A 25069-nucleotide genomic window follows, 5' to 3' on the forward strand; every position below is an offset into this window, starting at 1 on the left:
GAAGAATTCGTCTCATAGAAAAAACTTGATCAATATCCTAATGAAAGCTCCAATAAACCAAAATAAATCTGTTCAATAACGTTTTGCTGTTATCGTAATGAAATTGTAAAAATTAGTATTTTCTTTAAAATCACCAGCACTTTTCTATTAAAGGATACAACAATGAAAAATGGTGTTACAGCAACAGTTGAGGCTCTTTCTGCTCTGATTGCCTCAGGCAATCCTCTTTTTAAGAATGGCGTATTATGGACACCTCACCGCCCTATTCGTCCTGAAAAATCTGAAGGTGGCATTCCATTTCAACTCGAAACACCCTTTGAACCTGCAGGAGATCAACCTCAAGCAATTAAAACTCTGGTTGAGGGAATTCAAAAAGATGAACGTACACAAGTGCTTTTGGGTGTTACCGGCTCAGGAAAAACCTATACAATGGCCAAAATCATTGAAGAAACACAGCGTCCAGCTTTAATCTTAGCACCAAATAAAACTCTAGCAGCGCAGCTTTACGGAGAGTTTAAAAGTTTTTTTCCCCACAATGCCGTCGAATATTTTGTTTCCTATTATGACTATTATCAGCCAGAAGCCTACGTTGCACGCTCTGATACCTATATTGAAAAAGAATCCTCAATTAATGAACAAATCGACCGTATGCGCCATGCTGCAACACGTGCTGTCCTTGAACGTGATGACGTCATTATTGTCGCGTCTGTATCGTGTATTTACGGGATTGGTTCAGTAGAAACTTATACTGCTATGACCTTCAAAATAGAAAAAGGTGATAAACTCAATCAACGAAAACTCTTGGCTGATTTAGTCTCTCAACAGTATTATCGACAAGATATCAATTTCATTCGTGGTTCCTTTCGTGTTCGAGGGGATACAATCGAAATTTTCCCTGCCCACCTCGAAGATCGTGCTTGGCGTATTTCGCTCTTTGGCGATGAAGTGGAAACAATTACGGAATTTGATCCTCTAACGGGACAAAAAACAGGCGATCTTCAATCGATTAAAATTTATGCCAACTCACACTACGTAACACCACGCCCAACACTCAATCAAGCGATGAAATCGATCAAAATGGAACTCGCTCAACGCCTTGATGAGTTGAACGCAGCTGGACGTCTTTTAGAAGCACAACGTTTAGAACAACGTACAATTTTTGATTTGGAAATGTTGGAAACCACCGGCTCATGCTCTGGAATCGAAAATTATTCACGCTATTTAACAGGACGAAAACCCGGAGAACCACCACCAACCTTGTTTGAATACATTCCAAACAATGCTCTTGTTTTTATCGATGAAAGTCACGTAACCATTCCCCAAATTGGAGGCATGTACCGAGGTGATTTTCGAAGAAAAGCAACCCTAGCAGAATATGGGTTTCGCCTACCTTCCTGTATGGACAATCGCCCTTTACGCTTTGAAGAATGGGATGCCATGCGCCCACAAACTATTGCCGTCTCTGCAACACCAGGACGCTGGGAAATAGAACAATCTCATGGCACTTTTGCAGAACAAATTATTCGTCCAACAGGGCTCATTGATCCGCCAACAGAGGTTCGTCCAGCCAGCAATCAAGTCGATGATGTTGTAAATGAAATTCGTAAAACAATTCAAAAAGGCTACCGTACATTGGTGACAGTTCTCACAAAGCGTATGGCCGAGGACTTAACTGAATATCTCCACGAACAAGATATTCGTGTACGCTATATGCATTCTGACATTGATACATTAGAACGCATTGAAATTCTACGCGATCTGCGGCTTGGCACCTTTGATGTCCTCATCGGTATCAACTTGCTCCGAGAAGGCTTAGATATTCCAGAATGTGGTTTTGTTGCCATTCTAGATGCTGATAAGGAGGGATTTTTGCGCTCTGAAACTTCCCTCATACAAACAATCGGACGTGCTGCACGTAACGTAGATGGCCGCGTTATCCTCTATGCAGATACAATCACTGGTTCCATAGAACGAGCCTTAGAGGAGACACAAAGACGTCGACAAAAACAAATAGCCTATAATGAAGAACACCATATCACACCCAAAAGTATCAAAAAAAATATCGGAGATATTCTCAATTCAGGCTACGAAAACAACCATATTTGCACAAATATCCCTAATGTCATCGAGAAAAAAAATATGGTTGGCAACAATTTAGCATCTCATATTAAACACCTTGAAAAATTAATGCATGAAGCAGCTGCTGATCTCAACTTTGAAGAAGCAGCGCGACTTCGCGATGAAATCAAACAATTACAAAAGATAGAAATAGAAATCGCTGAGAACCCCTTAACACATCATAGCGAACAATCCCCCCATGAGCCCGTATTACAACCAAGTCTTTTCTCCAAACCAGACCTTGCACACATGGGACCAACCATAGACACTGGTATCTTGGAAAATCGAAAAGGAAAATCTCGTACCCCCCCAATCAAGTAACAATAAAACGAAAAAAAACGCAATCAACAAAGAAGTAGAAAATTTCAAACCGCATAAAATAATCTTCAGCCCTTCTGAAAAAAGACTAAAGCTCAAAAACAAACAGCATTATCCAAAAAATAGACAACCTCAAACATCAAGGATGCCCCAATTAATCTAAAACACCATAAGAGAGAACATTTTACAAAAAATGCCTAACATATATTGAATTTTTAAGCAATTTTTCTTGTTCAACCTGTTATAAAAAATCCCTAAAAATGTAAAAAACTTCTAAACTCTAAAAAACGCAGACAAATTCAAAGAGAATGTCTTATATATATCAAAAAAATTACTCATAATATATTATATTTATACATTTATAATTTGATATAGAACTCAAATATTATTTAGCCTCACAAGATAATATAAAGATATAACACTGTTCTATAATACAAGTAAAGTAAAATAAGACTTTATCATAACACCATAAGCCTATGATAAAAATGATAACTTTTATTCATACACCTAGTTGTTCAATTCATATTGTACCAAACAATAAAAAAGTATCCATAAATAAATAGTTTATATCCCATAGTAAAAAATTGGGTACTCTCAATACAAACTTATTAATTAACTTCAAGAAAAGTACATTAATTGAAATCAAAATTCTGTTATGATTTTATTGTACTGTCTCGGCGGTAGATTCAACTAAATGAATTTTTATTTTTTTGTCACAATAAAGTCCAAAATTGTTCAGGCTCTATTCAGTTTGAAACGTGTAGGATGTGAAAAATACGAATTTACACAAGGAGCATCATTATGAAAAAAGTGATCAGGTTAGCGGTATTATCAGCAATGTCAACTGTAACCGTTTTGCTGCCACTAAATGCAACGCTTGCGGATATGGCATGGAATCGTAGTGACTCTATCTCGGGAGAAATAGATGATATGATGAGGAAGATGCATCAAGAAACAGATAATGCGATGAGGGAAATGGAAGCTGATATCCCGCCTTGCGGTTTTTCTCGCTCCCATTGTTCTGATAGAAAACGTGGCTTTTTTTCTGATGATTTCCAAAAGTTTGTTGATGATTTCCACAAGAGTTTTGAAGACGGCAAAAGAAGATTTAAAGCCAAACATGAAAAGTTTGTAGCCAAACATAATAAGGCGGAACAACATCATCACCACCATCACCACCATTATCATTATATTGAAAACAAAACGTATCATTACGTCGAGCGCAAAAAAACAAAACACCGTAATATTCATATAGACAACTCAAGAGATGCTTTAGCAATGGGTATTTTTGGTCTTGCAACAGGTACGATTCTTGGTACAGTTTTAAAAAAACCAGAACAATCACAAGTTGTTTATCAGACCGTACCACAACATCAAATTGTATATCAACAGGTTCCACAAGAACAGATAATTTATGAAGCTCCGCAAACGGTGGAATATGAGCCAGTACAACAATCATGGGAATCTGATTGGCTTAACTATTGCAAGAAAAAATACCGTTCCTTCAATCCTAAAACAGGAACTTTTCGAGACCGTAATGGTTTGGAACACGTTTGTTATGCTCCAATAAATTAACTTCTATTCCGTCCTACTAAAAAAATCTTAAATGGCAAAAAAACGCTTCAAAGCGTTTTTTTGTTTGCTCATATGTTAAAATCTTGAAGAAAAGGATTATTTTGGCGCTCATAGCCTATGCTGCTTTTGGGACCATGCCCACAGATAAAACAAACATCATCGCCTAAGGGTAAAACTTTTTCTCGAAGAGATTGCATCAATTTTTCATGAGAACAGAAGGGAAAATCAGTGTGTCCAATAGAACCACGAAAGAGAACATCACCCAAGAGGGCTAAGCGCTCTTTTTCATTGAAATAAATGACATGACCAGGGGAATGTCCTGGGGTGTGAAAAACCTTAAATACATGTACAGAAAAATGCACACACGCACCATGATGCTTTCGGGTGTAAGCCATGATTTAAGAACCATTCTCACCCGTTTTAAACTTCAGCTAGCGTTAGAAAATACTGACTTTGATATTAAGCCGCTTGAGTAAGATGTGAGCGACATGCAAAATATGTTAGAAGATTACCTTGCTTTTGCCCGTAGTGAAGGAAATGAGTGTGTTAAAACTTTTGATTTAAATCCTCTTATGCAAAAATTCTCTACCGATGCGCATCTTCACAAACGTCAATTTTCCTACACAATTGAAAGCTCTACACAAATACAAGTATGCCCACGTGCCTTCACGCGTCTCATCAGCAATCTTGTGTCAAACGCATTTTGTCATGCCAATACTGTCAAACTAACAGCCATATCCCAACAAGAATATTTCATCATAACTATTGGTGATGATGAACCTGGTATTCATAAAAATATACGCACAGAAGTCTTTAAGCCATTCTTTAGACTTGATAAAACCGAAATCAAGATGCGAGTGGAACAGGTATCGGCCTTTCTATTGCTCAAGATATAGCATGTAGCCATGGAGGCAATATTCAATTGGATGATAGCCCTCTAGGGGGCTTACGCGCTATTATTGATATCCCCTTTAGCAATTTTTCTTGTTAAACCACGTTATAAAAAAATCCCTAAAACTATCAAAACACGCCCAAAACACTTCTAAAACCTAAACGAGCACAAAAAAATTAAAGAGAATGTTTCCCGTATATCAAAAAAAGTTCTCGCAATATATTATTTTATACAGTTATAATCTGATATCAAACTCAATATTTAGCCTCACAAAAGAGTAGTCAAACAGGACTGTATTCTATCATAAGTAAGGTGAAATAAATTTTATCATAGCACCAGCCTATAATAAAAAACAATGACTTTTATTATACACCTATTGTTCAATTCATATTGTATCAAGAAATAAAAAAGTACTCATCAATAAAGAATTTATAACCAATAGTAAAAAATATGATGCTCTCAATACAAGCTGCTTAATTAACCTTAAGAAGAGTACATTAATTGAAATCAAAATTCTGTCATGATTTTATTTTATTATATTAGCAATAGTTTTAACTAAATGAGTTTTTATTGTCACAATAAAGTCCAAAATTGTTCAGGCTCTGTTCAGTTTGACACGTATAGGATGTGAAAAATACGAATTTACACAAGGAGCATCATTATGAAAAAAGTCATCAGATTAGCGGTATTATCAGCAATGTCTACTGTAACTGTTTTGATGCCATTAGATCCAACGCTTGCGGATATGGCATGGTATCATAACTATGATATGAGGAGGGAGGCTGGTTTACCGTCTCACAATTTTAGCTCCCATTTTTCTCATAATGAACATCACTCTTTTGATAATCCCCACAAACGTCATTATGTCAGCCATAAATGGGGAGCACAACAACATCATCATTTTGAACACAAGACATATCATTATGTTGAGCGCAAAAAGACAAAACACAGTAGTATTAATATAAATAACTCAGGAGAAGCTTTAGCAATGGGCATTCTTGCTCTTGCAGCAGGTGCACTTCTCGGCAAAATTTTAAAAAAACCAGAACAATCACAAGTTGTTTATCAAACCGCACCACAACATCAAATTGTATATCAACAGGTTCCACAAGAACAGATAATTTATGAAGCTCCGCAAACGGTGGAATATGAGCCAGTACAACAATCATGGGAATCTGATTGGCTTAACTATTGCAAGAAAAAATACCGTTCCTTCAATCCTAAAACAGGAACTTTTCGAGACCGTAATGGTTTGGAACACGTTTGTTATGCTCCAATAAATTAACTTCTATTCCGTCCTACTAAAAAAATCTTAAATGGCAAAAAAACGCTTCAAAGCGTTTTTTTGTTTGCTCATATGTTAAAATCTTGAAGAAAAGGATTATTTTGGCGCTCATAGCCTATGCTGCTTTTGGGACCATGCCCACAGATAAAACAAACATCATCGCCTAAGGGTAAAACTTTTTCTCGAAGAGATTGCATCAATTTTTCATGAGAACAGAAGGGAAAATCAGTGTGTCCAATAGAACCACGAAAGAGAACATCACCCAAGAGGGCTAAGCGCTCTTTTTCATTGAAATAAATGACATGACCAGGGGAATGTCCTGGGGTGTGAAAAACCCTAAACTCATGTCCAGCAAAATAAACACACTCACCATCTTCTAACCATTGGTCAGGGATACAGCTGCAAGCATCAGTGATGCCATAATTTTTTGCGCTTTCGCTGACAGCATCCATCACAGGCTTATCATCGCGATGGGAACCGATAATTTTTACATTAAGCGCTTCTTTCACTTGCATTGCTGCTCCCACATGATCAAAATGACCATGTGTTATCCAAATAGCTTCAACGATAACATCATTCTTTTCGATTACGTCTTGAATCCGCGGCCAATCACCACCAGGATCAACAAGAACCCCCCTTTTACATTCACTATCAAAAAGCAAAGTGCAATTTTGTTGGAATGTCGTAACTGGAATAATATGTATATTAAGACTACCCATAATATCCTTTTCAAAAGTCACTTTTTTTAATTTATAAATAGAACTTTCTGTCCTTTAAGATAAAGGTGCTGCTCGACAGCTTTATCAACTTATGTAAACTTCTATTTTGTGTAAACTAAATTTTTGTCAAGGTTTTTAAGAATGGCCGATCATGTTCAAGTTTTGTGTGATGACGCACCTCACCTTCTTGTGATTGATGACGACACTCGTATCCGCAATCTTTTATTTCAGTTTCTCATTAAAAATGGATTTCGTGTTTCAGTTTCAGCCAATGCTAATGAAGCAAAACGACTGTTGGCAAGTTTAGATTTTGATCTTCTTATTATTGATGTCATGATGCCTGGTGAAAACGGCATTGATCTCACTCATTCACTCCGCCAAACAAAGGATGTTCCTATCTTCATGCTAACAGCTTTATCTGAAATAGACAATCGTATCCGTGGATTAGAAGCAGGGGCAGATGATTATCTGGCTAAGCCGTTTGACCCTCGTGAACTTCTCCTTCGCATCAACGCCATTTTACGACGTGGTTTTCTATCGAACCAGCCTAAAATTGAGCAAATCGTTTTTGGACCTTATATATTTTCAATTTCACGACGTGAACTCAAAAAAGGAGGAGAAATTATTAAATTAACAGATAAAGAACAAGAAATGATGGTCATGTTTGCCGAAAATGCAGGAGATACAATTCCGCGCCATAAATTCGCGACCGATGACAGCAATATAAGTGAACGTGCCATTGATGTACAGATCAACCGCCTTCGTCGTAAGATCGAAAAAAACCCAGCACTGCCTATATGGCTCCAAACCGTGCGAGGAATAGGGTATAAACTCTCTATTGAATAGGCACAAGAATGATCAAACCTTTAAGATTTTTTCTTCGATGGTTAACGAAAAAAATGCCTAAACGGCTTTATGCTCGCTCTTTGATCATTATTATCGCTCCCATGGTGCTTCTGCAAACGGTCATTGCTTATGTCTTTATGGAACGCCATTGGCAAATGGTAACCGAGCGTCTTTCAACGGCTGTCGTGCATGATATTGCAGCCATTATTGATATTCTTGAAACATATCCACAACAAGATAACTATGAAGATATCAAGCGTATTGCACAACAACGTATGGGATTAAACATTTCTATTCTATCTCCTACCTCCTTACCCCCTCCAGGACCTAAGCCATTTTTTGCAATTCTTGACTATTTTTTAAGTGAAGAAATCACCCGCCAAATTAACCGTCCCTTCTGGATCGATACCGTAGGAGATTCTGATCTTGTTGAAATCCGTACCCACCTTGGTCACAACATCTTACGCGTCTTTGCTCCACGCAGCCAAGCCTATGCTTCCAATACTGCTATTTTTTTAAGCTGGATGGTAGGAACAGCGTTTGTTTTATTGCTGATAGCGATTTACTTTTTGCGCAATCAAATCAAACCAATTCAACAATTGGCTGAAGCAGCAGAAAGCTTTGGACGCGGTCGTCCTTTACCAAAAGGATTTCAACCACAGGGAGCTGATGAAGTCCGTCGTGCAGGCATCGCTTTTTTACGCATGCGTGAACGTATTGAACGCCAAATTGAACAACGTACCATGATGCTCTCAGGAGTAAGTCATGATTTAAGAACCATTCTTACACGCTTTAAACTTCAGCTAGCATTAGTAAATACTGACTTTGATATTAAACCGCTTGAGCAAGATGTAAGTGACATGCAAAATATGTTAGAAGATTATCTTGCTTTTGCTCGTGGTGAAGGAAGTGAAAGTGTCAAGACTTTTGATTTAAATGCTCTTATGCAAAAATTCTCCGCCGATGCTCATCTTCACAAACGTCAATTTTCTTACACCATTGAAGGTCCTACAGAAATACAAGTACGTCCCCGTGCTTTCACACGCTTGGTCAGAAATCTTGTATCAAATGCATTTTGTTACGGCACAACCATTAAACTAACAGCTAACTCTCAACAAGAATCTTTTATATTGATAATCGATGATAATGGACCTGGAATTCATGAAAGCATGCGCACAGAAGTTTTTAAGCCATTCTTTCGGCTTGATAAAGCGCGAAATCAAGATGCGAGTGGAACAGGACTTGGTCTTTCTATTGCTCAAGACATAGCACGCAGCCATGGTGGCAATATACAATTAGATGAGAGCCCACTCGGGGGATTACGCGCTATTCTTGATATCCCCCTATGAGCAATATTTCATTAAACCGTCTGTAAAAATAACAAACTGTATATTTTAGGCATTCCCTACAGTTTCAAACAAAGTGTACTGCAGTGCCTTGTAAGCACTTTCTCCCGACAAAGCAACCATCTGAAATGCAACATAATGGCTTTCACAGGCTTTAAGTGCATGTATAAACAATGTTTCAACCTGTATATGAGATGGATGCATCCCACCAGCCAAAAGAAGACCTTGCCGATAAATAACTGAATTATTCCTTTGCCAGTAATCAAAATGTCCCAACAACAACTTTTCATTAATTGCTAGCAATAAGCGCTGTATTTCAGCTGTTCGAGCATTTTTAATAAAAAGATCAAACGAACAAGCCAAATGAAGTGCTTCATGCTCTTCCATCCATGAAAAAGCAAGACGATAATTTGCGCGCTTTCCTTCCACACAAACGCTAATTTCATCTTGCGCATCCCGCTCAAACGACCAATCATATTCACAGGCAATCTGTTCGATAAAGTCAACAGGGTGCTCTTTTCTCTCTGTGGCGCAAAATGCAAGCCTCATCACAATCCTCAACCATCTTAAAAACATTGTCAACAGAATATAAACCGCCTAAACTGTAACAATATTTTGCTACAATCAGAACCTTTACAACAAACAAATACACATAAAAACATCGACAGTACACAAACACCCAGAACACAATCGCGCTGTTTAGGGCAACCTGATAGTCATAAAACGAATCATCAAGTCTTTTCAGTGTATTGATACAATTTCATAGCGCCAGCCCCCCTGATTCAAAAAAATGTATTTTACCCAAAAAAAAATCAAAAATAGACAAATGCTCCGCTCTAACAGACTCAAGATTAAGCATTTTTTAGTTTCACGCATCATATTGAAAAATTGGGGATATTTTTTTGAAGATTCCTTTTTTAAGAAACTATCTTACTTTTTTTGTGTCTGCGTTTTTTAAATCATCTTTTTTTAAATCATCAAGACGCCTTTTCAAATCAGCATTATCAGCATGGATTTTCAGCATCATCTCCTTAAAAGTCTCAAACTCTTCGCGAGAAACAAGACCAAGTTTGTTTGCTATCTTTTCAGCCTGCACACGAAAAGCTGTTCCAGCTTCACGTCGTATGCCTTGCGCGACGTCAGCAGCATCTGTTGCTAATTTTGCTAATTCATCAAGAATACGATTTGATCCATTACGCATAACATTTTTCCTTAAATTTTAATTATTGACGCACGCATTATAGCGTATTCTCATAACATTTAGATACTGTAATTTGTTCCTTTTACCCTATATTTTACATACTGTGCAGATTTTTCATGACGATTTTTTAAAGATTTTTTAATATTTCTTTTATCACCATATTTTTTTACCGCGTAAACCAGTGGAAATCTATTCCCCTTTCTGACTAGCCTCCCTACTGACTTGACCATTGCGCATTCATCTGTCATTTCTGACCATCAGAGTCACTTCATATTCATCTCGTATAATGTAAGATGCTTAATTCATGAACAATCTTTCTTGTCCAGCCATTGCTTTTCCGTCTTTTCTTGATCCTGTCATTATCCAGCTAGGTCCCATAGCACTTCATTGGTATGGACTTGGTTACGTGGTGGGGATTCTTTTTGCTTGGTGGTATGCGCAAAAATTATTAAAAAAAACATCTCTATGGTATAAAGACCGCCCCCCTATGGATAAAGAAAAGATCGGAGATTTTGTTGTTTGGTCTGCTATAAGTGTTGTTATCGGAGGGCGTTTAGGACAAGTTCTTGTATGGGATCCCATTTACTATCTTAATCATCCAAGTTCTATCATTGCCGTATGGGATGGAGGAATGTCCTTTCATGGCGGACTTATTGGTATTATCATTGCTATGATCTGGTTTGCCCGTAAAAATCATATTAACATACGAGCCATGTTTGATATCATTGCTGCCGGTGCTCCTATTGGTATTGGCATTGTACGAATTTGCAACTTCATCAACCAAGAGTTATGGGGCAATATTACTACACGTCCTTGGGCTGTTTGTTTTCCTCTCGATCCTCACTATCTACCCCGCCATCCAAGCCAGCTTTACGAAGCATTCATGGAAGGATTTCTTCTCTTCATCATCTTATGCCTTATCATTTTTGTCTTCAAAGCATTAAAGCGCCCTGGAGCTGTTGCAGGAACATTTATTATAGGCTACGCAGTAGCGCGCAGCATTTCTGAAGTTTACCGTGCGCCTCAAGAAGATCCAGAATGGTTTTCGACTCTTTTCCATTCTACTGGTTTTACCTATGGCATGGCTTTATCTCTTCCCATGCTTCTTTTAGGGTTTTATCTTCTTCTCCAAGCCTTTAAATATAAATCGACAGAAAATGGCCAATCTAAAAGAAAAAATTAAAGAAATTATTGCCCTTAATGGACCAATCACTGTTAGCCAATATATGACGTTGGCACTTACCGATCCTCAATTTGGTTATTATCAAACACAAACACCTTTTGGACGTGCTGGTGATTTCATCACAGCACCTGAAATAAGCCAATTATTTGGAGAGATGATTGGCATTTGGACTCTCGCAAGCTGGAATGCTCATGGCTGTCCTCATCCTTTTATCCTCGCTGAAATAGGTCCAGGACGTGGAACTCTCATGGATGATGTTTTGCGTACCATTCAAAAATTATCCACGACAGCATTTAATGCCGCTGAAATTTTTCTCCTTGAAATAAGTAAAAAACTCGCAAAAGAACAAAAAAAGCGCCTTTGCTCTTATCAAAAACAAATCCATAGCATTGAAAGGTTTGATCAAATTCCTTCAAAACCTCTCTTCCTCATAGCTAATGAATTCTTCGATACACTCCCTATTAACCAATATATTAAAGTCAATGGAGAATGGAAAGAACGCTGCATTACAGTCAATCAAGATGGAGATTTTATCTTTATTGCTGCCCCACATAAACTTCCCTCTTCTCTACAAACCTATTGTTCTAAAGTGCCTAACGGAACAATTTTTGAACATGCCCCCTTACGGCATCAATTCATGGAACAAATCAGCTACCATTTAGTGCAAGTGACAGGTTCTGCTTTACTCATTGATTATGGTGCTACTGATCTTGCATTTGGTGATACCTTGCAAGCACTGTCAAAACATAGATTTCGTGATGTTTTTGATGCCCCTGGGGAACATGATTTAACATCCCATGTTGATTTTTCTTTTTTACAAAACATAGCTCTTGAAAAAGGTTGTTTTGCTGAAATCTTCGAGCAAGGAGAATTTCTTTTAAAAATGGGGCTGCTGGAACGCGCAAAACAGCTTGGAGCAAGTAAAAGTGCTACACTAAAAGACAAAATCCGCCAAGACATCGAACGGCTCGCTGGTCCAGATCAAATGGGAAAATTATTTAAAGTCTTGCATATTTGTGATAAAAACATCTCCATACCTCCCCAATTTTGATGATCAGCGCTTCTGTCAATAAGCACATCATTATCTAAAATATTTATTGACAAATATGAACATCTCCATCCTCACTTCAAATAATCTCCATTAAGGAACTTTTATGAAATCTATCCCTCATCCCATTCTTGCAAAAAATCTTTCTACTTTACACACCCGTGGGATAAAACATGTTTTTTTACTCGTCAAGGTGGTGTTTCAAAAAGCCTTTACCAAAGCCTTAATGTTGGACAAAGCTCAAATGATCACCCTGAACATATTACACAAAACCGCACTTTGGTCGCTCATTATTTTGATGTTGAGATACAAAATTTAGTCACTGTCAATCAAATACACTCTTGTGAAGTCGTTGTCGTTGATAAAGCTTTTATCGGCTCCCCTCCTAAAGCCGATGCTCTCGTTACCACCACACAAGAACTCGTAATCGGCATTCTTACAGCAGATTGCGGACCCATTCTGTTTGCTGATCCACAAGCTAGAGTCATCGCTGCAACTCATGCCGGATGGCGTGGAAGCTTAAATGGAATTATCGAGAAAACAATTGCTGTTATGGAAAAACAAGGAGCCAAAAGACAATCAATAACAGCAGTCCTTGGACCTTGTATTGGTCCTTGCCACTATGAAGTAACAAGCGAATTTTACGAGCAATTTATTGATTGCCACAGTAAATACCAAAAATATTTTATAAAAAAAGACAAAATAAATCACTTTTACTTTAATCTGTGGGCATTCATTATGCATCAACTCATAGAAGCAGGCGTTAATGCTTCTTGTGTAGAGCTTTGCACCTACAAAGATGAACAGCGTTTTTTCTCCTATCGCCGTGCAATACACCGTAGTGAACCTGATTACGGACGGCAAATTTCTACTATTATGCTAAAAAATAAAAGATGATCCCCTTTTATTTTTTAAAACAATACCAAAACTGCAAAACTAAACTTTTTACCCAAATGTAAAAATAAATCCTATTGTACTTTGCTTTGATTTTTTTACAAAATCATTTACCAGCCCATAAAATATGATAGCATTTTCTCTGAATCATTTTCAATATTTAGTTATAATGATTGAAAGCAAGATGATACTTCTTTGTTATTTACTCCCCTTCATTCATCTTAAATATGAAACATTCCCAATATTGAAAGCATTTTTTTATAAAGTAATAACCAAAAAGCTTAATCAATACGTATTTCTTTGTCGCATGGAGAAAAAACTTTGCTCTAAAAGCAACAAACTTTTGGAAAAAGAGAAAACATACCGCATAGCTCTTTAATAATAATCGATAAAATTGTAAGGCTTTTGTAATCGTTCTCTTGCAATTTAATAAAAAGAAATTAAAAACCGTGTCGCATTCCCACCATGATGATTTAGAGGTTCTACTATGAAACTTTTCTGCGGAAATTCTAATCCACGCCTAGCTGAAGATGTTGCAAATTATTTGAACATCCCCTTAGGCAAAGTAACTGTAAAGCGCTTTGCTGATCAAGAAATTTTTGTAGAACTGCATGAAAATGTACGTGGACAGGACGTGTTTGTTTTGCAATCTACATCCTATCCTGCCAATGATCATTTGATGGAATTGCTCATCATGATTGATGCGCTTCGCCGCTCTTCGGCACGTCGCATCACAGCTGTTATCCCTTATTTTGGCTATGCACGCCAAGACCGTAAACCTGGTCCGCGTACTCCCATTTCCGCAAAACTTGTTGCCAACCTGATTACTGAAGCAGGGGCCCATCGTGTTTTAACATTAGACCTTCATGCAGGACAAATTCAAGGTTTTTTTGATATCCCTACGGATAATCTTTATGCTGTTCCTGTCATTTCTCGCGATGTCAAAGTGCATTATTCTCTTGAAAATGTTATTGTTGTTTCACCTGATGTGGGTGGTGTTGTACGCGCACGCTCGCTCGCCAAGCGTTTGAACAGTTTGCTTGCTATTGTAGATAAACGTCGTGAACGTCCCGGTGAATCAGAGGTTATGAATATCATTGGAGATGTATCGGGAAAAGATTGCCTTTTGCTTGATGATATTGTTGATTCAGGTGGAACTTTATGCAATGCAGCAAGTGCTCTGCTTAAACATGGTGCCAATAGTGTCACGGCTTATATCACGCACGGTGTTCTTTCTGGTAATGCAATCGAACGAATTAGCAATTCAGAGATGAAAGAATTGGTTATTACAGATTCAATTATGCCAACACAAGCTATTGAGAACGCCCATAATATTCGTGTTTTGCCCATTGCCGACCTTATTGGGGAAGCAATAGCAAGGACAGCAGCAGAACAATCGGTTTCCAGCTTATTTGGTTAAAGTGGTTCCTTGGGGTCTCCGGGTGCTGTTTCAACACCAAGATCAGGAAATGCAACAATACGTTGACCACTAAAATGCGTGTGAATAACAATAAGTCCACGCTCTTCAAAGTAGGTTAAAAGTCGGCGTGCACGGCTTAAAGAATGAGTTCCATAAAGACGTGCTAAAAATGCATCCGATGGACATGGCTTTCCCCCTAATGCGGCCTGTGCTACATTCAAGAACACTCCTTGGACATCTTCTTCTAAACTTTCTGATATCTGCAAAATATGTTTCCAATGTTCACTGACAGCCGTTTGTTCATCAACAAAAGCCTGAGCAATAGCCAATTTACGCCGAAACTGTGAAAGATTAAAAGGAACCTTTGACATACCATGGATACGACAACGAACTGAAAAATCTTGATAAAGCACCGCTGTTGAACGATAAAAAGCCTCAGAATCTTCAAGAATTTCCCGAATAATATGTTCTGCTTGGCCGTCACGCTCAACATCAGAAAGTTCAGGAAATAAACTCGGGGTTTCTTCCAACAACTCTTGTTTTTTATGCACTACCTCCTCTAACATCTCGTGCATTGATTTTTCCCTCATCGGCTCTCGTATTTGTTTAAATGGCTTTAAAATTTCCTCTGGTGAAGCAGTAAAAACGAGCTCTTGCACATCATCCCGCTCTGTTGGAAGTGGCATTAATTTAGGGCTAGAAGAGCGTGCCAAAGTTTCAACAGAACCGATAATGATTGGTAAGGGACGTCGTGATAAAGCGGGACCTAAAGCTATAAAATTCCCCCGCTCAAGATCTCTAAACATTTCCGCTTGGCGGCGCTCCATTCCCAAAAGATCAGCAGCGCGCACCATATCAATATCTAAAAAAGTCCGCCCTATTAAAAAGTTTGAAGCTTCAGCAGCAACATTTTTGGCCAACTTAGCCAAACGTTGTGTCGCAATAACACCAGCAAGACCACGTTTACGCCCTCGACACATAAGATTGGTCATAGCACTAAGAGAAATCTTACGTGCTTCATCAGAAACTTCTCCTGCCGCAGTTGGAGCAAACAATTGTGCTTCATCGACAACGACAAGCATAGGATACCAATAATCACGTTCCACATCAAACAGTGCCCCAAGAAAAGCCCCTACAGCACGCATCTGTTGTTCAGTATCCAAACCTTCAAGATTAAATACCACTGAAACCCGATGTTGGCGAATGCGATGAGCAATACGAGTCAATTCTAATTCACTACGTTGAGCCTCTACAATAACATGACCGAATTTATCTGCCAAAGTTACAAAATCGCCTTCTGGATCAATTACACAATGCTGCACCCACTTAGCACTTTGCTCCAAAAGACGGCGTAAAAGATGTGATTTCCCTGAACCGGAATTACCTTGTACAAGAAGACGTGTCGCCAATAATTCTTCCAGATCAAGAAGTGCTGGCATCGATTTATGCAAAGCACGACTCTCTGACATCTCACCCAAGGCAATCTCAACCTTCATAACATCTCCAGTGTTTGATTTTGAACATATCAGTGCCAGCGCATATTGGTTGATTCTCCATCCACACCGTAATTTGTAACATTTCCTCCTTTTTAACGGTAGAAATCATCGATTTTTCCCACAACTCTTGCATCTATGAATAGTTTGAATTATAGAACAAGCTTCTGCGTAGACACCCTTGGAGGCAACGCAGAATGGAGCGATCGCTGTTGGTTAGCGCATATCTTCATATCCATGCAAAAACTATTGTTGTTTTTGAAGGATCTCCAATCATGTAAAAAGGACTTAAATTATGAGCAAAAGCTACACTCTTAAGGCCGAAAAACGCGAGCGGGTTGGTAAGGGGTCCTCCCGTGAACTTCGCCGCAACGGTCTTATTCCTGCTGTCATTTATGGTGAAAAACAACCCCCTTTGGCAATAACAGTTCCCTATAAAGAAATTTTCTACAAAATTCATGCCGGTGGTTTTCGTACCACCATTGCAACGATTATTCTTGACAAGCAAAAAATTATGGTTTTGCCAAAAGATTATCAATTAGATCCCGTGCGTGACTTTCCCCTCCATGTAGATTTCTTACGCATTTCAGCAAAATCCGTTGTAGAAGTGAATATTCCTGTCCACTTCCTCAATGAAGATACAGCACCTGGACTTAAAAAGGGTGGTGTCCTCAATATTGTTCGGCACGAAATTGAATGTACTGCTCCAGCAAGTGCTATTCCTGAAGCTATTGAAATTGATCTCGCCAGCTACTCTATTGGTGATTCTATTCACATTTCAGCAGTGCAACTGCCAAAAGATGTGACTCCCATCATCCAAGATCGAGATTTTACCATTGCAACCATTTCAGCTCCTGCTGGCATGGATGTCAGTGATGAAACTTCTGAACAAGAAGATGATGAAGAAGACACGCAAACTTCATAAAACTCAAAAGGCGGGAATTTTTTCCGCCTTAATTTATGAGACACTACCCTTACTCATACTTTGACTGAAGATACACATGTGGCTTATTGCTGGTCTTGGCAATCCTGGTTTACAATATCAAAATAACCGCCATAATATCGGTTTTATGGCTGTTGATGCCATCTATCAGTCCTTCTCTTTTTCTCCATGGTCGAAGAAGTTTCAAGCAGAAATCTCTAATGGTTTCATAAATAATGAGAAAATTTTTCTTATAAAACCGCAAACTTTCATGAATCTCTCTGGTCAAGCTATCGGTGAAGCTTTGCGATTTTATAAATTAGATCTGAAGAATTTGATCATCATTTATGATGAGTTAGACCTGTCACCAGGAAAAGTTCGTATAAAAATTGGTGGAGGAAATAATGGGCATAATGGTATTAAGTCTATTGATGCCCATTGTGGTACTAACTATTGTCGTATACGCATAGGAATTGGTCATCCTGGAAGTAAAGAACTTGTTCATCAACATGTTCTGGGAAATTTTGCCAAATCTGATCAAGAATGGTTATCCCCTCTCTTAGAGACAATTGCAAAAAATATCGCTCTCCTTATAAAAGATGATAAATCCCTCTTTATGAATGAAATTTCACAAACGATAAAAAACAATCAAAACCATTGACTTGCGTATCACAGTCGCGTGAAGCATATGGATAAGAACTCTTGAAAAAGAAAAAAATGCCTCTTATACACTTTCTAAAAGGCAAAATCTGTTGGCAACCTGAGAAGCTAGAAAAAAAATAAGAATACAATCTTGTATACACTTTTGAAAAAGAACGGTTTATATTCTCTTTTGAGAGAAAGAGAAGATTGAACAGCAAACCAAAATACTCAAACGGTTCTCTCCAATCTTCTCCCCCAAATTAAAAAAAATCATTTGGCTGAATGGTCGACTGTAGCGGATCATAGCCATTTGATTGTTGACTATAAACTGTAGGAATACTCCTATTGTTTTGTAAGACCACAACACGCGAACCAACGGGAACACGATCATAAAGATCAATAATATCTTGATTAAGCAAACGAATACACCCACTTGAAATAGCACGCCCAATTGACCACGATTCGTGTGAGCCATGAATACGGAAAAGTGTATCTTTCCCATTTTTGAACAAATAAAGTGCCCGCGCACCTAATGGATTATCGGGTCCTGGTGGCATTCCTTTCCCAAGATGACCATAACGTTCTGGTTCTCGAGCCATCATAGCTGCAGTAGGAGCCCAATTTGGCCACCGACGCTTGCGCTGTACAACCCCTTCACCATCAAATGCTAAACCTTCCTTACCGACCCCAATCCCATAACGCAAAGCCTTTCCATTTTCACCAATAAGGTAAAGAAAACACTCTTGCGTATCGATAACCAATGTTCCAGGTGGATAAGATGTATAATAAATCACTTCTTGTCGCCAAAACTTTGGATCAATTGTCGCAAGATCAACAGCAGGTAACAAATAGGTCTCATTCGTTACAGGACCGTACAAAGCCTGTATTTCTGGTGGAATGTATCGAACTTGTTGAAAAGGAACCGATGACATATCTGACTGATGTGTAGCACATCCAGCCAAAGCTAAAAGTGCTGCAATTAAAAAGGCACAACGAGATAACACTCTTCTATTTTCTCCGATTAATTATTTATGCAGATTTGCATATCATGAAAAACTTAGCACATTATTAACATTAATTCGAAGTTTTCTTATCCTTGAGACTAAGGAGAGCATTAAGATAAGAAGAACTAAGGTAAAAAAGCAGATTATCTGTTACTTTAGACTTTTTTCTCACTTATCGCAACACAAAGACTATAACTCTTCTGAAAATATGCTATAAAAAAGAAGCTATCTTGACTATAAAATCAAAAGAAAAGAAAGACTCTCATGGGCTTTAAATGCGGTATTGTCGGATTACCTAATGTTGGGAAATCAACTCTTTTTAATGCATTAACAAAAACAGCCACTGCACAGGCTGCCAATTATCCTTTTTGTACCATTGAACCCAATACCGGTGAAGTTGCCGTTCCAGATTTACGAATAGAAAAAATTGCATCAATCGCTGGTTCAAAAGAAATAATTCCTACACGCATTAACTTCGTCGATATTGCGGGGCTTGTACGAGGAGCTTCAAAAGGCGAAGGTTTAGGAAACAAATTTTTAGCCAATATTCGCGAAGTCGATGCCATTGTCCACGTTTTACGATGTTTTCAAAATGAAGATATTACCCATGTAGAAGGGCGTATTGATCCTGTTAGTGATGCCACAACCGTTGAAACCGAACTCATGCTTGCGGATCTTGAAAGTCTTGAGAGACGAATCATACAAATTCGTAAACGAGCAACCGGAAAAGATAAAGAAGCTCTCACAATTTTACCCCTTATGGAAAAAGCATTAAACATACTGCAACAGGGAAACCCTGTCCGGTTATTACTCAAAGATATCTCTTCCGATGAACACCCCATTCTTAAGAGTTTGAATCTTTTAACCTCCAAGCCTGTACTTTATGTTTGTAACGTAAGCGAAAATGACGCCGCTCATGGAAATAGCTTTACCCAAACAGTTGAAAAAATGGCAACAGAGCAAAATGCGCAAAGCATTATCATTTCTGCTTCTATCGAAGCGGAAATCACACAACTGAGTGATGCTGAAGCATCAGAATATCTCAATGCTCTAGGACTCTTCGAACCAAGTTTAAATCGCCTTATTCGTGCTGGCTACTCTTTGCTTGATCTCATTACTTACTTCACCTGTGGGCCTAAGGAAACACGAGCATGGACAATTACGCGTGGTACAAAAGCTCCCCAAGCAGCTGGCGTTATTCACTCAGATTTTGAGCGCGGTTTCATTCGTGCCCAAACCATCAGTTACAATGACTATATTGCTCTGGGTGGAGAAAGTGGTGCAAAAGAAGCAGGAAAAGCCCGCGATGAAGGAAAAGAATACATTGTACAAGATGGCGATGTCATGTTATTTAAACATAATACTTAAATCTTCACTCTGTCTTAATAGTTTATCTTGAAAACTTTGTAATAGGTCCTTGGAATCTTGTAGCAAAAGCTGCCAAGAATTTTTTGAACAAAAAAATGTTGCTAGCATATTATTATGATAGCAACAGTTTTATCCATTAAAGAATGGACATATAAAATTAGCGCGCCCAACGCCCTTCGTATTTAAATGTTGGAGCGTCCTTTAAAGAATCCTTTGTCGCATTTGTAATGAGTTTCCATTTACCATAATCATTTGTCATCTGGATTGTTTCTGGAGAAACGACTACATAACTCTCGCCTATGCCAAGAAAACCACCAACAGCAACAACAAACCCTGCAATATTATTTTCACGCAAAATAATATCTTTTACTTCACCAATATTTTCATCTTCTATATTATAGACATTGGCGCCTATAAGGCTGGAAGCAACAAAATCCGTTGCTAAAGGTGTCACATAACGCACAGACTTATCTACCCCCACCTGTACAATACCCGTAGAAGAGATCATTTCAGGTTTTGAAGGCACTTCAAAAGACTGGGCGTAAGTACTAGAAACCATCAAAATTGACATAAGAGTAGTACATGCAATTTTTTTCATTTTAACATCTCCGTTTTTACTTTGCTTTTACTTTATAAAATCTCAATGCATCATAAACAGATTTGTTCCTTATGCTCTTTATACTCTATACTCTTTCAAGCCTTGTCGCTTTATCATTTTCTCTTTATTTCGTCTTTTGTTTCTTTCTCTAACTCTTCTTCTAAACCACACCAAATACGATTTTTTAAAATATAAACAAGCCCTGCAAAAATGATTAAAAATAAAATAACACGAAAACCGGTTTTTTTACGAATTTCCATATGAGGATCGGCAGCCCACATCAAAAAAGCAGAAACATCGCGCGCGTAATGTTCAATGATTTCTGGAGTTCCATCTTCATAAGAAACCATACCATCACTCAAAGGAGGAGCCATAGTTAAAGAATTGCCGGCAATAAAATAAGGATTATACCAATAACCCTCAGCAATTTTCATATTTTCTGGCGCCTTCTGATATCCTGTTAAAAGAGCTGTAATATAATCTGGACCCGCTGTATCATAATGAGATAATACATCAGTAATTAAAGCAGGAAAAGGCAAAGATACACTACGTGCACGTACCATCAATGACAAATCTGGAGGATAAGCACTATTCAAAATAAATCTTGCTTCTTCTTCATGCGCAAAGGGAGAAGGGAAATAATCCGTTGCAACCCCAGCACGTTTAAAAAATTTTCCTTCTCGATTAGGACCATCGCGCACTTCATATTGCCCCGCCAAAGCTTTAATCTGTTCTTGATCATACCCAAGAGCTTTTAAATTGCGAAAAGCCACATATTTTAGCCCATGGCAGCTGGAACAAACTTGTTTATAAACCTTTAACCCACGCCTCAATTGCGCCTTATCATAAAACCCAAATGGACCTGAAAAACTCCATTCTTGTTTTTTAGGAATCCTTAAAGGAAAAGAAATAAATTCCTCCTCCTGATCAGAGGCATCTCTCGCTAAACTCTGAGCAGAAAAGCTCATAGCAACGATAACAATCAGTCCGACAAAAACATTTACCATAGTCTCTTTTTTTTCTGTTTTAAATCTTGCATAATTGAAGAAGGAAGAGAACAATTTTTTTCAAAGGCTGGCAAAGTAGGCAAAATAACCAAAAAGAATATAAAATAATAAACCGTAGCCAATTGCGTCCATAAAAGGATTTTGTCATTTATTTCTCTTGACCCCAACCAACCAAGGAAAACGACATCAATAACCAACGCCCAAAAGAAAATTTTATAAACAGGTCGATATCTTGCTGAACATATTTTAGAGCGGTCTAACCATGGCACAAAAATTAAAATGCAAATCGAACTGACGAATAAAACAAAGCCCACAAAAGTGGAAGGGAAAATACCAATATCAAAAGTTATAGCACGAAGTATCGCATAAAAAGGCAAAAAATACCATTCTGGAACCACACGAAGAGGTGCTTTTAAAGGATCTGCCACATTATAATTTTCAGCCTGCCCCATATAATCGGGCATATAAAACAAAAACCAGGCAAAAAAGATCAGAAAAACAGTAATAGCAAAAATATCTTTGATAAGCACATAAGGTGAAAATGGAACCGTTTCCTTATCTGATTGTACAGAAAGACCCGTTGGATTGCCTTGCCCAACACAATGGATTGCCCAAATATGCAGCCCCACAAAAAGAAGCAAAACAAATGATAAAACATAATGGAAAACATAAAAACGATTCAACGTTGGTTGTCCTACGCCATAACCACCCAGAAGTGTCTCATGCAACCATGTCCCCACCAAAGGTATCGTTTTTAAAAGCCCTGCAATCACTGAAGCCGCTGAAATAGACATCATCCCCCAAACAAGCACATAACCAAAAAATGCTATTGCCATCATGATGATATAAATAAAAATACCTGTAACCCACACCATTTCTCGCATATTTTTATAAGAACCATAATAAAGTCCACGTGCCAAATGGATATAAACAGCAATAAAAAAAAACGAAGATCCTACAGAATGCCATGGACGAAAAAGCCAACCAAACTGCCCTTCACGCCGAAATCGTTCACTAGTTTCAAAAGCCAAATGAATATCTGGAACATAATGCATAGCCAAGACAATACCAGTCAAGAGCTGTGATAAAAGCATAATGGTCAAAATACCGCCAAATGTGTAAAAGTAATTAAGATTACGCGGAACAGGAAAAATTATAAATGTATTATAAAAAAAACGAGGAAGAGGAAAACGCTTATCAAACCAACGAGCAAGAGCATTTTTAGGACAATAAGGAGGAAAGCTTGTCATAACCTTATCCTATTTTGAGCAAAGTATCAGAAAGAAATTGGTAAGGTGGAATAGCCAAATTATAGTTAGCTGGACCTGACCGCACTCTTCCAGCAGTATCATAAACAGACCCATGACAAGGACACAACCATCCTCCAAATTTACCCGATTGCCCAAGTGTTACACAGCCTAGATGCGTACAAAGATTAATAACAATAAGCCAATTTTCACGTCCTTTACCTGCTGAACGCGCAAAATCTGTTGCTTCTTTTTCACCTTCAAGATTAGGATTTCGCGCTTGACGGTCTTTTAGAAGACTTAATTTAGTAGCGCGCGCATCAGCAATTTCTTTTGTCGTACGATTTCGAATAACAACAGGCTGTCCTCGCCACTTTACCGTCACCGACATCCCCTCTTCAATACCAGAAAGATCAACCTCAACAGAGGAAGATGCCAAAATAGCTTCATCTGGACGCAACTGACGGATAAAAGGCCACGCAACCGCTCCCATTCCAACTGCTCCTGCAACAGCTGTTACCAAAAACAGAAAATCCCGCCTCGTTTGCTCAACCATGGCCTTAACTTAAAGAGACTATTTGCTAAAACATTCTTCTACCATACCCTCTCCCATTGTACAATGCTTGATCACTGAGTTGCCTCAACCATAACAACATGCCTGTAAAAAACTTCTGCCATTTGTATGGTCTATACAAAAAACTGCTTTATAATGATAATTCATCGTTTTACAGAGTGAATGAAATACTGAAACACCGTAAACTTCTTTCATTTCAAACCTATTCATATTAATCAATCAAAATTACTCCCCCACCTGTGAAAAATGGAGATAGCGTGTAAATAAACACTCCTAAAGAAAGAAACATAGTCTTGTTATGACCAGGTCTCAGTAAATAAGTTGAGCTTATCGATTATTTCTTTAACACATTTACAGCACCTCTCCCTCCCTCAATTCCAACTGGTTGAATGAGTATTTTTTCCGCTTCTGCTTTTGCATAAAAAGCATATTTTGTTGATTTTCATTAAAATGGATGATCTAACCTTATTAAATATCCCACTTTTCAACATAATGAGCCAATCCATTTCATGTATCGCTCAATATAAAGGAAGTCCCTAATAGGGAGATTCTCTCTTATCCCAAACAAACCTGTGTACATAACTTTTTCCCTGAAATTTAAAGTGAATAAAAATTAAACGTAAAAAAACATGTATTTCTCAAAGCATATTTTTCGAATAAATTGTGGCGCTTCTTTACAAAGTCGAAAGAAAAATCATATTACAGAGAACATGACACTTCATATAGCTCTTTTCCAACCTGATATCGCTGGTAATACTGGAACGATTTTACGTCTCAGCGCTTGTTTTGGTTTACATGTGCACATTATTGAACCCGCAGGCTTTAATCTGTCGGATCGTAATCTCAAACGCGCAGGATTGGATTATCTCGAATATGCTTCCTTAGAACGACACATCGATTGGCAACATTTTATAAGCTCCATGAAACACTTTAACCGCCGTCTGTTGCTTTTAAGTACAAAAGCAAAAACATGCTATACGCAGATATGCTATCAAAAAAATGATGTTTTACTTTTTGGTCGTGAAACAGCTGGGGTTCCCGATTATGTTCATGAAGCTGCCGATTACACATTGAAAATTCCCATGCAACCACAGGCACGCTCTCTAAATCTCGCCATGTGCGTAGCCATAACAACGGGAGAAGCATTACGACAAATTGGTTATCATGAAAGAAACTGTAATCTATAAAAACACAACAATTCCATTAAAATCTTTAGTAGAATATAATGAGTAATTAAAAGCGCATAAAGTTCAATAATACTTTTGGAATAACTTACAGAATGCCTATAAAAACCCATAAATTATCACGAAAACAATATACAACATATAAAGAACAGTTAGAGCGTATAACGCTTATCATTTTCCAACAA

At 38.0% G+C, this 25069-nt stretch carries 21 protein-coding genes and 3 pseudogenes; 14 read left to right on the forward strand and 10 right to left on the reverse strand.

Annotated elements, in window-relative coordinates; translation table 11 throughout:
- The first annotated feature begins 162 nt into the window (after window positions 1-162).
- Both uvrB and ACFIJP_RS00660 read left to right on the forward strand, forming a co-directional pair.
- Window positions 163-2439, forward strand: a complete 2277-nt coding sequence (gene uvrB / locus ACFIJP_RS00655) for an excinuclease ABC subunit UvrB (protein WP_375625065.1) — start codon at window positions 163-165, stop codon at window positions 2437-2439.
- Between the two features lie 798 nt (window positions 2440-3237).
- The gene (locus ACFIJP_RS00660; RefSeq protein WP_375625066.1) at window positions 3238-4011 is read left to right on the forward strand and encodes a BA14K family protein; all 774 of its coding nucleotides are present in this window, start codon (window positions 3238-3240) and stop codon (window positions 4009-4011) included.
- Window positions 4012-4079: 68 nt separating this feature from the next.
- Here the strand turns inward: ACFIJP_RS00660 and ACFIJP_RS00665 are convergent.
- A pseudogene (locus ACFIJP_RS00665) lies at window positions 4080-4382 on the reverse strand (MBL fold metallo-hydrolase); the annotation flags it as partial.
- Here ACFIJP_RS00665 and ACFIJP_RS00670 point away from each other — a divergent pair.
- A pseudogene (locus ACFIJP_RS00670) lies at window positions 4362-5002 on the forward strand (sensor histidine kinase); the annotation flags it as partial. The pseudogenes ACFIJP_RS00665 and ACFIJP_RS00670 overlap by 21 nt on opposite strands.
- Before the next feature lie 562 nt (window positions 5003-5564).
- The gene (locus ACFIJP_RS00675) at window positions 5565-6188 is read left to right on the forward strand and encodes a BA14K family protein (protein ID WP_375625067.1); all 624 of its coding nucleotides are present in this window, start codon (window positions 5565-5567) and stop codon (window positions 6186-6188) included.
- Window positions 6189-6256: 68 nt separating this feature from the next.
- Here the strand turns inward: ACFIJP_RS00675 and ACFIJP_RS00680 are convergent, their stop codons facing one another.
- The gene (locus ACFIJP_RS00680) at window positions 6257-6907 is read right to left on the reverse strand and encodes an MBL fold metallo-hydrolase (RefSeq protein ID WP_375625068.1); all 651 of its coding nucleotides are present in this window, start codon (window positions 6905-6907) and stop codon (window positions 6257-6259) included.
- Window positions 6908-7048: 141 nt separating this feature from the next.
- On the opposite strand from ACFIJP_RS00680, the gene ACFIJP_RS00685 reads away from it, so the two are divergent.
- Window positions 7049-7753 (forward strand): response regulator, encoded by a 705-nt coding sequence (locus ACFIJP_RS00685; protein WP_375625069.1) that lies wholly within the window; start codon window positions 7049-7051, stop codon window positions 7751-7753.
- A gap of 8 nt (window positions 7754-7761) precedes the next feature.
- The gene (locus ACFIJP_RS00690) at window positions 7762-9102 is read left to right on the forward strand and encodes an ATP-binding protein (RefSeq protein WP_375625070.1); all 1341 of its coding nucleotides are present in this window, start codon (window positions 7762-7764) and stop codon (window positions 9100-9102) included.
- Between the two features lie 45 nt (window positions 9103-9147).
- Here ACFIJP_RS00690 and ACFIJP_RS00695 read toward each other — a convergent pair whose 3' ends face one another.
- Both ACFIJP_RS00695 and ACFIJP_RS00700 read right to left on the reverse strand, forming a co-directional pair.
- On the reverse strand, window positions 9148-9648 hold the full coding sequence (locus ACFIJP_RS00695) for a YbjN domain-containing protein (RefSeq protein ID WP_375625071.1): 501 nt from the start codon (window positions 9646-9648) through the stop codon (window positions 9148-9150).
- Between the two features lie 376 nt (window positions 9649-10024).
- Window positions 10025-10300: an accessory factor UbiK family protein gene (locus ACFIJP_RS00700; RefSeq protein WP_375625072.1), complete on the reverse strand. Its 276-nt coding sequence runs from the start codon at window positions 10298-10300 to the stop codon at window positions 10025-10027.
- Window positions 10301-10604: 304 nt separating this feature from the next.
- Between ACFIJP_RS00700 and lgt the strand changes: the two genes are divergently transcribed.
- The 4 genes and pseudogenes from lgt (at window position 10605) to ACFIJP_RS00720 (ending at window position 14845) form a co-directional block, all read left to right on the forward strand.
- The gene (gene lgt / locus ACFIJP_RS00705; protein ID WP_375625073.1) at window positions 10605-11483 is read left to right on the forward strand and encodes a prolipoprotein diacylglyceryl transferase; all 879 of its coding nucleotides are present in this window, start codon (window positions 10605-10607) and stop codon (window positions 11481-11483) included.
- Entirely contained in the window at window positions 11458-12534 is a 1077-nt protein-coding gene (locus ACFIJP_RS00710; RefSeq protein ID WP_375625074.1) for a class I SAM-dependent methyltransferase, read from the forward strand. The genes lgt and ACFIJP_RS00710 overlap by 26 nt, the downstream gene beginning before the upstream one ends.
- 103 nt (window positions 12535-12637) lie before the next feature.
- Window positions 12638-13428: pseudogene (gene pgeF / locus ACFIJP_RS00715) on the forward strand (peptidoglycan editing factor PgeF).
- Window positions 13429-13912: 484 nt separating this feature from the next.
- Window positions 13913-14845, forward strand: coding sequence for a ribose-phosphate pyrophosphokinase (locus ACFIJP_RS00720; protein ID WP_375625075.1), 933 nt, complete (start codon window positions 13913-13915; stop codon window positions 14843-14845).
- On the opposite strand, the gene ACFIJP_RS00725 is transcribed toward ACFIJP_RS00720, so the two are convergent.
- Complete coding sequence (locus ACFIJP_RS00725; protein WP_375625076.1) at window positions 14842-16341, reverse strand: helicase HerA domain-containing protein; 1500 nt, start codon at window positions 16339-16341, stop codon at window positions 14842-14844. The genes ACFIJP_RS00720 and ACFIJP_RS00725 overlap by 4 nt on opposite strands.
- Before the next feature lie 292 nt (window positions 16342-16633).
- On the opposite strand from ACFIJP_RS00725, the gene ACFIJP_RS00730 reads away from it, so the two are divergent.
- Together ACFIJP_RS00730 and pth are read left to right on the forward strand one after the other, a co-directional pair.
- On the forward strand, window positions 16634-17263 hold the full coding sequence (locus ACFIJP_RS00730; RefSeq protein WP_375625077.1) for a 50S ribosomal protein L25/general stress protein Ctc: 630 nt from the start codon (window positions 16634-16636) through the stop codon (window positions 17261-17263).
- Between the two features lie 76 nt (window positions 17264-17339).
- Entirely contained in the window at window positions 17340-17921 is a 582-nt protein-coding gene (pth, locus tag ACFIJP_RS00735) for an aminoacyl-tRNA hydrolase (RefSeq protein ID WP_012754885.1), read from the forward strand.
- Between the two features lie 241 nt (window positions 17922-18162).
- Here the strand turns inward: pth and ACFIJP_RS00740 are convergent, their stop codons facing one another.
- Window positions 18163-18906: a L,D-transpeptidase gene (locus ACFIJP_RS00740; RefSeq protein ID WP_375625078.1), complete on the reverse strand. Its 744-nt coding sequence runs from the start codon at window positions 18904-18906 to the stop codon at window positions 18163-18165.
- A 264-nt stretch (window positions 18907-19170) separates the two neighbouring features.
- Here ACFIJP_RS00740 and ychF point away from each other — a divergent pair, with 264 nt between their 5' ends.
- Window positions 19171-20274 carry a redox-regulated ATPase YchF gene (gene ychF, locus ACFIJP_RS00745; protein ID WP_375625079.1) on the forward strand — a complete coding sequence of 368 codons (1104 nt, stop codon included), beginning with the start codon at window positions 19171-19173 and terminating at the stop codon, window positions 20272-20274.
- A 157-nt stretch (window positions 20275-20431) separates the two neighbouring features.
- Here ychF and ACFIJP_RS00750 read toward each other — a convergent pair whose 3' ends face one another.
- The 4 genes from ACFIJP_RS00750 to petA form a co-directional block, all read right to left on the reverse strand.
- A complete protein-coding gene (locus tag ACFIJP_RS00750) occupies window positions 20432-20872 on the reverse strand; it encodes a PRC-barrel domain-containing protein (protein WP_375625080.1) in 441 nt (146 codons plus the stop codon).
- Window positions 20873-20985: 113 nt separating this feature from the next.
- A complete protein-coding gene (locus ACFIJP_RS00755; protein ID WP_375625081.1) occupies window positions 20986-21879 on the reverse strand; it encodes a cytochrome c1 in 894 nt (297 codons plus the stop codon).
- A complete protein-coding gene (locus tag ACFIJP_RS00760; RefSeq protein ID WP_375625082.1) occupies window positions 21873-23129 on the reverse strand; it encodes a cytochrome bc complex cytochrome b subunit in 1257 nt (418 codons plus the stop codon). Before ACFIJP_RS00760 ends, ACFIJP_RS00755 begins: the two co-directional genes overlap by 7 nt.
- 4 nt (window positions 23130-23133) lie before the next feature.
- Complete coding sequence (gene petA, locus ACFIJP_RS00765) at window positions 23134-23682, reverse strand: ubiquinol-cytochrome c reductase iron-sulfur subunit (RefSeq protein WP_375625083.1); 549 nt, start codon at window positions 23680-23682, stop codon at window positions 23134-23136.
- A 728-nt stretch (window positions 23683-24410) separates the two neighbouring features.
- Here petA and ACFIJP_RS00770 point away from each other — a divergent pair.
- Entirely contained in the window at window positions 24411-24887 is a 477-nt protein-coding gene (locus ACFIJP_RS00770) for a tRNA (cytidine(34)-2'-O)-methyltransferase (RefSeq protein ID WP_012754878.1), read from the forward strand.
- The last annotated feature ends 182 nt before the right edge of the window (window positions 24888-25069 follow it).

It is taken from the genome of Bartonella sp. MU37NMGALS, assembly GCF_042194015.1.
Taxonomy (GTDB): domain Bacteria; phylum Pseudomonadota; class Alphaproteobacteria; order Rhizobiales; family Rhizobiaceae; genus Bartonella; species Bartonella grahamii.